At 75.0% G+C, this 12,299-nt stretch carries 12 protein-coding genes; 6 read left to right on the top strand and 6 right to left on the bottom strand.

Annotated elements, in window-relative coordinates:
- Window positions 1-322 (bottom strand): substrate-binding domain-containing protein (locus tag KVT14_RS10380; RefSeq protein ID WP_368858782.1); only part of this gene is annotated, 322 nt, incomplete at its 3' end.
- A gap of 240 nt (window positions 323-562) precedes the next feature.
- Window positions 563-1,678 (bottom strand): peptide chain release factor 2, encoded by a 1,116-nt coding sequence (gene prfB / locus KVT14_RS10375; RefSeq protein WP_217615590.1) that lies wholly within the window; start codon window positions 1,676-1,678, stop codon window positions 563-565.
- 87 nt (window positions 1,679-1,765) lie between these two features.
- On the opposite strand from prfB, the gene KVT14_RS10370 reads away from it, so the two are divergent.
- Window positions 1,766-2,689: an aldose 1-epimerase family protein gene (locus KVT14_RS10370; RefSeq protein ID WP_308161009.1), complete on the top strand. Its 924-nt coding sequence runs from the start codon at window positions 1,766-1,768 to the stop codon at window positions 2,687-2,689.
- A gap of 66 nt (window positions 2,690-2,755) precedes the next feature.
- Here the strand turns inward: KVT14_RS10370 and KVT14_RS23450 are convergent, their stop codons facing one another.
- The 3 genes from KVT14_RS23450 to KVT14_RS10355 form a co-directional block, all read right to left on the bottom strand.
- A complete protein-coding gene (locus KVT14_RS23450) occupies window positions 2,756-3,610 on the bottom strand; it encodes a M15 family metallopeptidase (protein ID WP_217615588.1) in 855 nt (284 codons plus the stop codon).
- 260 nt (window positions 3,611-3,870) lie between these two features.
- On the bottom strand, window positions 3,871-4,929 hold the full coding sequence (locus KVT14_RS10360) for a hemolysin family protein (protein ID WP_217615587.1): 1,059 nt from the start codon (window positions 4,927-4,929) through the stop codon (window positions 3,871-3,873).
- Window positions 4,926-6,254 carry a hemolysin family protein gene (locus KVT14_RS10355; protein ID WP_210417355.1) on the bottom strand — a complete coding sequence of 443 codons (1,329 nt, stop codon included), beginning with the start codon at window positions 6,252-6,254 and terminating at the stop codon, window positions 4,926-4,928. Before KVT14_RS10355 ends, KVT14_RS10360 begins: the two co-directional genes overlap by 4 nt.
- Window positions 6,255-6,440: 186 nt before the next feature.
- Between KVT14_RS10355 and KVT14_RS10350 the strand changes: the two genes are divergently transcribed.
- The 4 genes from KVT14_RS10350 to KVT14_RS10335 all read left to right on the top strand — a co-directional run bounded on the left by KVT14_RS10350 (window position 6,441) and on the right by KVT14_RS10335 (window position 10,213).
- The gene (locus tag KVT14_RS10350; RefSeq protein ID WP_147794017.1) at window positions 6,441-7,241 is read left to right on the top strand and encodes a response regulator transcription factor; all 801 of its coding nucleotides are present in this window, start codon (window positions 6,441-6,443) and stop codon (window positions 7,239-7,241) included.
- Complete coding sequence (locus KVT14_RS10345) at window positions 7,238-8,323, top strand: cell wall metabolism sensor histidine kinase WalK (protein WP_217615586.1); 1,086 nt, start codon at window positions 7,238-7,240, stop codon at window positions 8,321-8,323. The genes KVT14_RS10350 and KVT14_RS10345 overlap by 4 nt, the downstream gene beginning before the upstream one ends.
- 97 nt (window positions 8,324-8,420) lie before the next feature.
- Window positions 8,421-9,407: an ABC transporter ATP-binding protein gene (locus KVT14_RS10340; protein ID WP_217615585.1), complete on the top strand. Its 987-nt coding sequence runs from the start codon at window positions 8,421-8,423 to the stop codon at window positions 9,405-9,407.
- Window positions 9,404-10,213, top strand: a complete 810-nt coding sequence (locus tag KVT14_RS10335; protein WP_217615584.1) for an ABC transporter permease — start codon at window positions 9,404-9,406, stop codon at window positions 10,211-10,213. The genes KVT14_RS10340 and KVT14_RS10335 overlap by 4 nt, the downstream gene beginning before the upstream one ends.
- Before the next feature lie 139 nt (window positions 10,214-10,352).
- Here KVT14_RS10335 and KVT14_RS22375 read toward each other — a convergent pair whose 3' ends face one another.
- A complete protein-coding gene (locus KVT14_RS22375; RefSeq protein ID WP_217615583.1) occupies window positions 10,353-10,877 on the bottom strand; it encodes a MarR family winged helix-turn-helix transcriptional regulator in 525 nt (174 codons plus the stop codon).
- 104 nt (window positions 10,878-10,981) lie between these two features.
- On the opposite strand from KVT14_RS22375, the gene KVT14_RS10325 reads away from it, so the two are divergent.
- Window positions 10,982-12,292 carry a multidrug effflux MFS transporter gene (locus KVT14_RS10325; RefSeq protein ID WP_217615582.1) on the top strand — a complete coding sequence of 437 codons (1,311 nt, stop codon included), beginning with the start codon at window positions 10,982-10,984 and terminating at the stop codon, window positions 12,290-12,292.
- The last annotated feature ends 7 nt before the right edge of the window (window positions 12,293-12,299 follow it).

The following is a 12,299-nucleotide window of genomic DNA, read 5'->3' as shown; positions in this document are numbered from 1 at the left end:
AGCCGGAGTCCAGGTTGACGATCATCAGCACGTTCACGCCGCTGGTGATCATCTGGTGGGCGATCGTCTGGAACTGGGTCTTGTCGCCCTGCGCGTTCTGGATGTCGTAGTCCACGCCCAAGTCCATGAAGGCCTGCTCCAGGTAATTGCGGTCCGCGGACTCCCAGCGTGAAGAGGACTTGGTGTCGGGCAGGATCACGCCCACCTTCGCGGCCGACGCCGAGGTGGTCTCGCCACCACCGCCACCGCCGCTGTCGTCGCTGCCGCCGCAACCGGCCAGCAGCAGTCCGGTGGCCGCAACGGCCGCCGTCGCCAGGAACATGCCTCGTCGCATCGGTCCCCCTCGCGTCGGACGCGCCCGGGTGCACACCTCCTGTGCCCGTGGCGCAGAGAATGTTGCGAGCCACAACATAGAACCGCGCGTCGTCGGCGACAAGGGGTTCTGCCCAACCTGGACCCGACCTGTGACCAGGATGTGACGCGGGCGTCCCGGGGTGCGGACGCGCCGAGGGCGGCGCACCCGGTCGGGTGCGCCGCCCTCGGACGGTGCGGGCGGGGCCGGTCAGGCCTCGACGGACGCCTGCCGGCGCCAGCGGATCCCGGACTCGATGAACCCGTCGATGTCGCCGTCGAACACCGCGGAGGTGTTCCCCACCTCGTGCTCGGTGCGCAGGTCCTTGACCATCTGGTACGGGTGCAGCACGTACGACCGCATCTGGTCGCCCCAGGACGCCTTGATGTCGCCGGCGAGCTCCTTCTTCTTCGCGTCCTCCTCGGCCTTGCGTACCAGGAGCAGGCGGGACTGGAGCACGCGGAGCGCTGCCGCGCGGTTCTGGATCTGCGACTTCTCGTTCTGCATCGACACGACGATGCCGGTCGGGATGTGCGTCATGCGGACCGCGGAGTCCGTCGTGTTGACCGACTGCCCGCCGGGGCCGGACGAGCGGAACACGTCGACCTTGATCTCCGACTCGGGGATCTCGATGTTGTCGTCGCTCTGCTCGATCAGCGGGATGACCTCGACCGCCGCGAACGACGTCTGCCGGCGGCCCTGGTTGTCGAACGGCGAGATGCGCACCAGGCGGTGCGTGCCGGCCTCGACCGACAGGTGCCCGAACGCGTACGGCGCCTTCACCTCGAAGGTCGCCGACTTCAGGCCGGCCTCCTCCGCGTACGACGTGTCGAGCACGGTCGTCGGGTAGCCGTGCCGCTCCGCCCACCGCAGGTACATGCGCATGAGCATCTCGGCGAAGTCCGCCGCGTCCACGCCGCCGGCGCCCGCGCGGATCGTCACGACCGCCTCGCGCTGGTCGTACTCGCCGTTCAGCAGCGTGCGGACCTCGAGCTCGCCCAGGTCCTTGCGGATCGAGACGAGCTCCGCCTCCGCCTCCGCGAGCGTGTCGGCGTCGTCCTCCTCGGCGGCCATCTCGACCAGCGTCTCCAGGTCGTCGATCCGGCCACCGAGCTTGTCGACGCGGTCCAGCTCGGACTGCGCGGCGCTCAGCGCGCTCGTCACCTTCTGCGCGGACTCGGGGTCGTCCCACAGGTCGGGGGCGGACGCCTGCTCGGAGAGGTCGGCGATCTTCGCCCGGAGGGCCGTGGGGTCGGACACCGCCTGGATGGACTGCAGGGTGCTGCGCAGGTCGCGGATCTCGGCGGGGAAGTCGGTGGCTGCCACGACGGTCCAGGCTACCGGCTGCCGGGCGGTGCGGGGTCACGGGGCGCGATCCACCGACCCGGGACCCCCGGCCGCTACGGTGTGAGCGTGAACACGCCCGCACCCTCCGGACAGCAGCACGCCCTCGCCCACGGCGCCCACCGCGCCGTGATCGCCGAGGTCGGAGCCAGCGTCCGCGCCTACAGCGTCGACGGCCGCGACGTCGTGCTGCCGTTCGACGAGTCCGACCTCGCGCCCGCCTTCTCCGGCGCCGTCCTCGCCCCGTGGCCCAACCGGCTGCGGGACGGGCAGTACACCTGGGACGGCACCGGCCACCAGGTCCCCGTCACCGAGCCCGACCGGATGACGGCCCTGCACGGCCTGGTGGCCCAGGTCCGGTACGCGAAGGTCGCCTCCGAGTCCGGCCCCGACGGCGACACCTCCGTCACGCTGCGCCACGAGCTGGTCCCGACGCCGGGCTACCCGTGGTCGCTGCGCGTCGACGTCACCTACTCGCTGTCCGACGCCGGGCTGCGCGTGCACGTCGCCGCGACCAACCTGGAGGCCACCGCCGCGCCCTACGGCATCGGGTTCCACCCGTGGCTGTCGCCCGGCGACGCCGCCGTGGACGACTGCACGCTGCGGGTCGACGCCGCGTCGCAGGTGACGGTCGACGACCGGCTGCTGCCGACCGGAACGCGCCCCCTGTCGGGCGCCGAGGACCGCCGGACCCCGCAGCCGCTCGCCGGCGTGGCCCTGGACGACGCGTTCGTCGACGTGACCCGGGACGCCGACGGCCTGTCCTGGATCGTGCTCGGCTCCCCCGACGGCCACGGCGCCGCGATGTGGATGGACTCCTCGATGGACACCTGGCAGGTGTGCACCGGAAACGGCATCCCGAAGATCGACCGCCGCGGCGTCGCCGCCGAGCCGATGAGCTGCATCGCGGACGCGTTCCGCACCGGCGAGCGCCTGGTGCGCCTCGAGCCGGGCGCCACCCACGAGGTCACCTGGGGCATGACGCTGGTCTGATCGGCCCCGGACGACGACGGCCCCGTCTCCCGGAGGAGGCGGGGCCGTTCTCGTGCGCGGGAGGCGTCAGCCGTAGTACTCGCCGTCGGCCATGACGCCCTTGGTGTACTCCCAGTGCCAGCGCTCGTACGGGCCGGAGCCGCCGGGGCGCGCCCAGTCCGGGTTCTCCCACCCGAACACCGGGGCGTTGTCGTTCAGCCACTCCCACTGCGCGCCCGTGGTCTGCGAGGTGCACAGGTCGACCGCGAGGCCCCAGCCGTGGTTGCTGCGGCCGGCGGGCGCAGCGAGCGAGCCCTTGGCGGCCTTGACCGCCCGCTGCTCGGCGAGCGTGCGGTAGCCGCTGGACAGGCACAGGTCGGTGCCCCACCGGGTCACCCACATCGCGTTGAGCTCGGCGAGCGCCTCGGCGGCGTCCGCGCGCAGCTGGGTCTTGCCGTCCCAGAGGTAGCAGAGGTCGGACTGCGGGACCTGGCCGTTCGCGCTGGCCGGGTTCGCCTCGCCGTCGCAGCCGGGCAGGATCTCGCGCTCCTGGCTGCGGCTGACGTCCACCTGCGCGCGCAGCGCGGTGGCGTCGCCCGACACGAGCGAGGCCGGCGGGAGCACGGACGTCGCGGAGGAGGTCAGCGCCTCGACGGTGCTGGGCAGCGTCGCGTCGGCCTCGGCGTCGGTGAAGCCGTCCTCGCTGCGCGCGGCGCCCTGGGAGAGCGGGATCGCGACGGTCACGGCGGCCAGCGTGACGAGCACGCCGGCGCGGGTGCCCCACCGGGCGGCCGGGCTGGTGCGCCGCCGGTGCTCGGTGACGACGACCGCCGCGGGGGCGGCGTCGGCGGACGCGGCGGCGGGTCGCGTGCGGCCCGCCTCGCGGAGCTGGCGTCGGGTGGGAGCGCCGGCGTCGGCGGGCTGCACGCGGTGCGACGCCACGGGACCTCCGAGCTCACGGGCAGGCGGCGAGGAGCCGCCGACGGACGAGGGGCGACACCCGGGAAGGGGCGGGGCGCCGAGGCGTCACCGTCAGGGGGGATCCGGGTGATCGATCACGAAACCATAACGGCACCGGGGTGCCCGTTCCAACCCCCCGACCGGGGGGTAGCTGACGGATCATCGGCGTGTCGCGCGCGTTCACCCACCGGGATCACCCTTTCGTGTGACGAAGGTCCCACGTTCGGCCCAGTCCGGGGCCCTCAGGCCCCCGCACGGTGCCGGAACGCGCCCCGCTGCATCGCGTCCCGGACCTCGCCGACGAGCTCCTCGAGGATGTCCTCGAGGAACACGACGCCGACCGCCCCGCCGTCGTCCTCGACCCGCGCGAGGTGCACGCCGGAGCGCTGCATGGCGGCGAGCGCCTCCTCGACCTCGTCGCCCGGCGCCACGACGGCGAGCGCGCGCACCCGCCAGGTCGGCACCGGCAGCCGGCGGGAGCCGTCGTCCGCGTAGAGCACGTCCTTCACGTGCAGGTAGCCCGTGGGCACGTCGCCGCGGCCGAGCACCGGGAACCGGCTGTAGCCCGTCCGGGCGACCAGCCGCTCGACCTCGTCCGGCGTCGCGTCGACGGGGACGGTGACGAGGTCCGCGAGCGGGACCATCACCTCGGCCGCCGTGCGGTCGGAGAACTGCAGCGCGCCGGACAGCAGGCCCTGCTCGTCGTCCAGCAGACCCTCCGCCTGGGACTGCTCGACGATCGACTGCACCTCCTGCGCCGTGAACGCCGAGGCGACCTCGTCGCGCGGGTCCACCCGGAACAGCCGGAGCACGTGGTTCGCGATCCAGTTGAGCGCCGCGATGACCGGGCGCACGACCCGCCCGAGCCAGACCAGCGGCGGGCCGAACACGAGCACCGCGCGGTCCGGGCCGGACACCGCCAGGTTCTTCGGCACCATCTCGCCGAGCACGACGTGCAGGTAGACGACCACGAGCAGCGCGACGACGAACGCGATCGGGTGCGCCAGGCTCGTGCTGACGCCGACCGCGTGCAGCGGGTCCTCGATCAGGTGCGCGATCGCCGGCTCCGCCACCAGGCCGAGGCTCGTGGAGCAGACGGTCACGCCGAGCTGGGCGCAGGCGAGCATGAGCGAGACGTGCTCCATGGCCCACAGCACGGTCGTCGCGCGGCGGTCGCCCGCCGCGGCCAGCGGCTCGATCGCCGACCGCCGCGCGGAGATGATCGCGAACTCGGCCGCGACGAAGAACGCGTTGCCCGCGAGCAGCGCGACCGCGAGCGCCAGGGCCACCGCGGGGCTCATCGGGCCGCCCCCTCGGCGTCGGCGGCGGCCCGCGCGGGCTGCACCACCACCCGCTCGACGCGGCGGCGGGCCATGGTCTCGACGCGGAGCAGCACGTCGCCCGCGCGCACCTCGTCCCCGGCCTCGGGCACCCGCCCGAGCGCGGCCATCACCAGGCCGCCCAGCGTCTCGTACGGGCCGTCCTCCGGGACGACGAGGCCGGTGGTCTCCGTGAGCTCGTCCGGGCGCAGCAGGCCCGACACCACCCAGGCGCCGTCCGCGCGCCGCGAGGCGGCGGTGCGCCGGCGGTCGTGCTCGTCCGCGACGTCGCCCACCAGCTCCTCGACGACGTCCTCCAGGGTCACCACGCCCGACGTGCCGCCGTACTCGTCGACGACGACGGCCATCTGCATCCCGTGCTCGCGGAGCTCGACCAGCAGCGGGCCGAGGTGCACCGTCTCGGGGACCCGCGGCGCGTCGATCATCAGCGCGGCGGCGGGCACCTCGTCGCGGCGCTCGTACGGCACGCCGATGGCCCGGCGCAGGTGCACCAGGCCCACGACGTCGTCCGAGTCGTCGCCGATCACCGGGAACCGGGAGTGCCCGGTCTCGCGGGACAGCCGGACGACGTCGGCCGCGGTGTCGGCGCGGCGGAGCGTGACGACGCGCTGCCGGTCGGTCATCACGTCGACCGCGGTGAGGTCGGTGAACTCGATCGAGTTGGTCAGCAGGGTCGCCGTCGACTCGTCGAGGGTGCCCTGCTGCGCCGACCGCTTCACCAGGGCCGCGAGCTCCTGCGGCGACCGGCCGCCGGACAGCTCCTCGCGCGGCTCGACGCCCATGCGCCGCAGCAGCGCGTTGGCGCTGGAGTTGAACAGGGTGATCAGCGGACGCAGCGCCGAGGTGAAGCCGGCCTGCAGCGGCGCGACCCAACGCGCCGTGCCCAGCGGGCGGCTGATCGCGAAGTTCTTCGGCACCAGCTCGCCGAACAGCATCGAGAACCCGTTCACCAGCACCAGCGTGACGACGAGCGCGACCGCGCCGCCGATCGCCGGGCCGAGGAACGACCCGCGCAGCGGCTCGGCCAGCAGCGCGTTCACGGCGGGCTGCGTGGTGTAGCCGAGCAGCACCGTGGTGACGGTGATGCCGACCTGGGCGCCGGAGAGCTCCGTCGACAGCCGGCGCAGCGCCTTGAGCACGCTCTGCCCGCGGCGGTCGTCGGGCCGGGTCTGGCCCTCGACGACGCCGGGGTCGAGGGTGACCAGGGAGAACTCGCTCGCGACGAACACCGCGGTGCCGGCGGTGAGCACCACGCCGAGCGCGACGAGCAACCAGTCGGTCAGCACGGGTCACCACCCGCGGCGCGCGCGCCCGGCGGTGCCGGGACGCGCGCGGGGTGGGTCAGGAGGCAGGAAGGGCCGGCATGGTCTCCCCCGGGCACGTCGGCCCGGGCGGGACGCCGGCAGCGACTTGAGCTGCTCATGGTGGCGCAATCATACGAAACCTCCACACGCGCGCTCTACGCTGGCGAGATGACCTTCGCATCCCGCCCCGGCGCCGGTGCCGGAACCCCCGCGGGCGCCCCGGGCGCCGCATCCACCTCGGTCCTCGTGGTCGAGGACGAGCCGGCCATCGCCACCGCGGTCGCGCGCCGGCTCGCCGCCGAGGGCTGGCAGGTCGAGACGGTCGGCGACGGCCTGCAGGCGGTCGACGCCGCCGCGCGCCTCGCGCCCGACGTCGTCGTGCTCGACGTGATGCTGCCCGGCATCGACGGCCTCGAGGTGTGCCGCCGGATCCAGGCGGACCGCCCGGTGCCCGTCCTCATGCTGACGGCGCGCGACGACGAGACCGACATGCTCATCGGCCTCGGCGTCGGGGCCGACGACTACATGACGAAGCCGTTCTCGATGCGCGAGCTCGTCGCGCGGGTCAAGGCGCTGCTGCGCCGCCAGCAGCGCGCCGCCCTCGCCGCCGAGCTCGCCGCCGCGGGCACCGAGTCCGCCGAGCCGCCGGTCGCCGTGGGCGACGTGGTCATCGACCGCGCGCAGCGCCGCGTGCACCGCGCGGGCGAGGAGGTGCACCTCACGCCGACGGAGTTCGACCTGCTGCTCGCCCTCGCCGCCAGCCCGCGGACGGTGCTCACCCGCGAGCGCCTGCTGGCCGAGGTCTGGGACTGGGTGGACGCCTCCGGGACCCGCACGGTGGACTCGCATGTGAAGGCCCTGCGCAGGAAGCTCGGCGCCGACCTGATCCGCACCGTCCACGGCGTCGGCTACGCCCTGGAGCCGGCCGGCGCGGCGGGGACGGCCACCCCGGGAGGCGGCCCGGCGTGACGGTGCCGACCCCTCCCCGGCACCAGCGGCCGCGCCTGCCGGACGTACGCCCGCTCGACCGGCTGCGGTCCATCAAGATCAAGCTCGGCGTCCTGGTCGCGGCCGCGGTGTTCGTGGCGGCGCTTCTCACCTGGATTGGGCTGAACAACGCGCTCGGCCCGACGCGGACGTTCCCGATCGTCATCGTCCTCGCGCTGGTGATGACCCAGGTGCTCGCCCGCGGCATGACGTCCCCGCTGCGCGAGATGACCTCCGCGGCCCGGGCGATGGCCGCCGGCGACTACAGCCGCCGGGTGCGCGCGACCAGCCGGGACGAGGTCGGCGAGCTCGCGACCGCGTTCAACCGGATGGCCGACGACCTCGAGCAGGCGGACTCGCTGCGCCGGGAGATGGTCGCCAACGTGTCGCACGAGCTGCGCACCCCGGTGACCGCGCTGCAGGCGCAGCTGGAGAACATCGTCGACGGCGTCGAGGACCCGGACCCCGAGGCGATGAAGGCCGCGCTGGCGCAGACCCAGCGGCTCAGCCGGCTGGTCGCGACCCTGCTCGACCTGTCCCGCCTGGAGGCCGGGGCCGTCGACCTCCAGGTCACCGACGTCCCGGTGCAGCAGTTCCTGGAGGAGGCGGCGCAGGAGGGCCGCCTCGTCGGCGCGTCGAAGGACCTGACGTTCCCCGTGGTCGTCGACCCTCCGGACCTCACCCTCCCGGCGGACCGCGAGCGCCTGCACCAGGTCGTCGCCAACCTCGTCCAGAACGCCGTCCGGCACTCCCCGCGGGGCGCGCCGGTCCGCCTGGAGGCGCACCGGGCCGGCGGCTGGGTCCGGCTCGACGTGGTCGACCAGGGTCCCGGCATCGCGGCCGACCAGCGCGAGCGGGTGTTCGAGCGGTTCGCCCGCGGCAACACCCCGGCGATCACGGGGCAGATCTCCACCGGCGGGACCGGCCTGGGCCTGTCGATCGTGCGGTGGGCGGTGACGCTGCACGGCGGGACGGTCGAGGTCGCGGACAGCGACACGGGCTGCACGATGCGGGTCATGCTGCCGTCGCGGCGGACGTCCCGGCCCGCGACCGCGGCCTTCTGAGCCTGCCGGGCTCCCCCGGGCGGCGGAGGCGCACCCGCCCCCGGGTTCCGCCTCGCGGCTGATCCGCCGCGTGCGGGTGGGTCCCTAGGGTCGAGGCATGCCTCCCGACGCGACGCACGCCATCGAGGTCTCCCACCTCACGAAGACGTTCGGCCAGGTCCGGGCCGTGGACGACCTGAGCTTCACGGTCCGCCCCGGTCGGGTCACCGGGTTCCTGGGCCCCAACGGCGCCGGCAAGACGACCACCCTGCGGATGCTGCTCGGTCTCGTGCAGCCGACCTCGGGCACGGCCACCATCGGTGGCCGGCGGTACACGGCGCTCGACCGCCCGATGCGCACCGTCGGCGCCGCCCTCGAGGCCGCCGACTTCCACCCGGGCCGCACGGCGCTGGACCACCTGCGGCTGTACGCGCCGCAGGCCGGCGTGCCGGATGCCCGGGCGCACGAGGTGCTCGACCTGGTCGGGCTCCACGGCGCCGCGAAGCGCCGGGTCGGCGGGTTCTCGCTCGGCATGCGGCAGCGGCTCGCGCTGGCGACCACGCTGCTCGGCGACCCGCCGGTGCTGCTGCTCGACGAGCCGGCCAACGGGCTGGACCCCGAGGGCATCCGCTGGCTGCGCGACCTGCTGCGGGCGCTCGCCGCCCAGGGCCGCACGGTGCTGGTGTCCTCGCACGTCCTGTCCGAGGTCCAGCAGACCGTGGACGACGTCGTCATCATCGCCGGCGGGCGGCTCGTGCACGCCTCGACGCTCGCCGAGCTCAGCGGGCTGGCCGAGCCGCGGGTCCGGGTCGCCTCCCCCGACGGCGAGGCGCTCGACGCGCTGGTCGCCCGCGCGGGCTGGCAGCGGGTCGCCGGGGCGCCCGGCGTCGCCGAGCTCGTCGGCACCGACGTCGCCACCGTGGGGCACGCGGCGTTCACCGCCGGCCTCGAGCTGCACGAGCTCGCCGCCCACGGCGTCGGGCTCGAGGACGTCTTCCTCCGGCTCACCGCCCCCGCCCCCGCGCGCGGCGCGCACGCGGCGCCCGCCGACGGGCCCGCCCCCGCCTCCGCCCCGACCGACGCCCCTGCCGGAGGTGCGCGATGAAGGACTCCCTGGTCTCCGAGTACCGGAAGATCGTCACCACCCGGACGTGGTGGGTGCTGCTGATCGTGATGATCGGCTACATGGCCTTCATGGGCGCCGCGATGGCGTTCGCGTTCACCTTCGACGGCGCCGAGGTCTCCGGCACCGACGGCGCGCCGGTCGTGGCCGACCCGATGGCCGTCGTCACCGCCGTCTACACGCTGCCCGCCTCGTTCGGGTACGCGCTGCCGCTGCTGGTCGGCCTGCTGTCCGTCACCGCCGAGTTCCGGCACCGGACGCTCACCCCCACGCTGCTGGCGCAGCCGGACCGCAACCGGTTCGTCGTCGCGAAGCTCGTCGCGAGCATCCCCGTGGGCGTGCTGTACGGCGTGCTCGGCACGCTGGCGACCGTCGGCGCGGGCGCGCTGGCGTTCGCGTTCACCGACGCGCCCAACCTGCTCGGCGAGGGCGAGGTCTGGGGCATCATCGCCCGGACCGCGCTGGCGCTGACCGTGTGGTGCGTCGTGGGCGTCGGCCTCGGCTTCGCGATGCCGAACCAGGTGGTCGCGATCGTCGTCGTGCTGGCGTTCACGCAGTTCGTCGAGCCCATCGCCCGGCTGGTGCTCGGCCTGAACGACGCGACCGCGCCGATCGGCAAGTTCCTGCCCGGCGCGGCCGGCGAGGCGATCAGCGGCGGGTCGTTCTACTCGGCCACCGGCGCGGGCTCGCTGCTCGGGCCGGCCGCGGGTGCCGCGGTGCTCGTCGGGTACGCGGTGCTGCTCGCGGTCCTGGGCCGGTTCACGACCCTCAGGCGCGACATCACCTGACCCGGGCTCGCGGCCGCTCCCGGTCGCGGCTCGCCGAGGTCGCAGGAGGCGTGGGGTTCGACGTGGTCGAACCCCACGCCTTCCGCATGCTCGGCGTCCGGGGTGAGCGGGGAGCACGGCGGTGGACGAGCGCCGGGCGTCAGGCCCGCCGCTCGGCCGTCCGCGCGGCCAGGCGGGCGAGCGGGGCGGCGGCCCGGCGCACCGCCTCCGCGTCCGCGGCCGGCAGGTCCGCGAGCGCCGCGCCGAGCGTGCGCGCCCAGCCTGCCTCCACCGGTCGCCGCCGCTCCCGTGCGTGCGGCGTCGGGTGCAGCCGGGTCACCCGCCGGTCGTCGGCGTCGGCCGCCCGCTCGACCAGGCCCCGCGCCACGAGCCCGCGGACGGCCGCGCTGACGTTGCTCTGCCGCAGGTCGAGCCCCGTGGCCACCCCGCCGACGCTGGTGCCCGGGTGCGCGTCGACGTAGCGCATCACCTCGAACTCGGTCGGCGGCAGCGGCGGCAGCCCACCCTCGTGCGCGCCCTCGGCCCGGCGCACCGCGCGGGACAGGTCGTGCAGCGCGACGGCGAGGAGCCGGAGGTCGTCGGCCGCGGGGTCGGTCCCGGCGTCGGTCTCGGCGTCGGTCCCGGCGTCGGTCTCGGCGTCGTCGGCGGGGCGGGGCGAGGTCACGACCGGAGGCTAGCAGCGCCTATGGACAGACATATATGCCTTCATAGATATGATGCTCCGGTCCGCGGCGCCCCGCCGCCCTCCCCCGTGCTGGAGCACAGCCCATGACCGCTGCCCCGGGCACCGCCGTGCCTGCCGCCACCCCGACCGCCGACGCCGCACCGGCCGCCCACCCCGCACCCACCGCCGACGCGACCCCACCGCGCCGCGCGCTCCCGCTCGCCACCACCGTCGTGCTCGCGCTGCTCACCGCGATCGCCCCGCTGGCGACCGACATGTACCTGCCCGCCTTCCCGCAGCTGGCCGTCGACCTCGGCACCACCGCGACCGCCGTGCAGCTGTCCCTGACCACGTTCATGGTCGGGCTGGCGCTCGGGCAGCTGGTGATCGGCCCGCTGTCCGACCAGCGCGGCCGCCGCGGGCTGTTTATCGCCGGCAGCGCGCTGTGCGCCGCAGCCGGGCTGGCGTGCGCTCTCGCGCCGTCGATCGCGTTCTTGGTCGCGGCGCGGTTCGTCCAGGGCTTCGCCGGCGCGGCGGGGGTCGTGCTGAGCCGCGCCGTGGTCGCCGACCGCGCCCGGGGCACCGCCGCCGCGAAGCTGTTCGGCATCATGATGCTCATCCAGGGCGTCGCACCCGTCGCGGCCCCGCTGCTCGGCGGCACGCTGGTGACCGCCGTCGGCTGGCGCGGGGTGTTCGGCATCCTCGCGGGGCTCAGCGCGCTCATGCTGGTGGGCGTCCTGGCCCTGGTGCCGGAGACCCGGCCGCGCGAGGCCCGCACCGACGGCGGTCTCGCCGCCACGCTCCGCGACGCGCGCTCCGTGCTCGGCAACCGCCGCTACCTCGGCTGGACCGGCGCGCTGGTGCTCGGTTTCGCGGCGATGTTCGCGTACATCTCCGCGTCGCCGTTCGTGCTGCAGAACGTCCTGGGGCTGTCGGTGGGCTCGTACTCGGTGGCGTTCGCGGCGAACGCGCTCGGCCTCGGCGTCGTCGCGGGGCTCGGCACCCGGCTCGTGGACCGGTTCGCGCCGCAGCGGCTGCTGGCCGTCGGCGTCGCGGCGGTGGCGGTGCTGAGCGCGCTGCTGCTCGTCGACGTCGTCGCGCTCGGCCTGCCCCGGTGGCCGACCCTGGTCCTGCTGTTCCTCACCGTCAGCGCGCTCGGGCTGGTGTTCGGCAATGCCACGACGCTGGCCACCGACGAGGTCGCGCACGCCGCCGGCACCGGGTCCGCGGTGATGGGCGCGCTGCAGTTCGGCGTGGGCGCCGCGGTGTCCCCGCTGGTCGGCCTGGCGGGCGAGCGGACCGCGGTGCCGATGGCGGTGTCGATGCTGGTGCTCGCGCTCGGCGCGGTCGGCGCGGCGCGGCTCGCCGCCACCGCGCCGGCGCGCGCCGAGGGGGTCGTCCCGGCCGGGGCATGACCGAGTT

The sequence above is a fragment of the Cellulomonas sp. GbtcB1 genome (assembly GCF_019091725.1).
In the GTDB taxonomy this organism is placed as follows: domain Bacteria; phylum Actinomycetota; class Actinomycetes; order Actinomycetales; family Cellulomonadaceae; genus Cellulomonas.
The sequence above is the reverse complement of the archived record's forward strand: the minus strand, read 5'-3'. Positions and strand labels throughout refer to the sequence as shown.

Excerpts from the sequence above, each read along its gene's own strand:
- KVT14_RS10340 (WP_217615585.1), top strand. The coding sequence starts at position 8,421 with ATGCCTCCCGACGCGACGCACGCCATCGAGGTCTCCCACCTCACGAAG.
- KVT14_RS10325 (WP_217615582.1), top strand. The coding sequence starts at position 10,982 with ATGACCGCTGCCCCGGGCACCGCCGTGCCTGCCGCCACCCCGACCGCC.
- KVT14_RS10335 (WP_217615584.1), top strand. The coding sequence starts at position 9,404 with ATGAAGGACTCCCTGGTCTCCGAGTACCGGAAGATCGTCACCACCCGG.
- KVT14_RS10360 (WP_217615587.1), bottom strand. The coding sequence starts at position 4,929 with ATGAGCCCCGCGGTGGCCCTGGCGCTCGCGGTCGCGCTGCTCGCGGGC.
- KVT14_RS10350 (WP_147794017.1), top strand. The coding sequence starts at position 6,441 with ATGACCTTCGCATCCCGCCCCGGCGCCGGTGCCGGAACCCCCGCGGGC.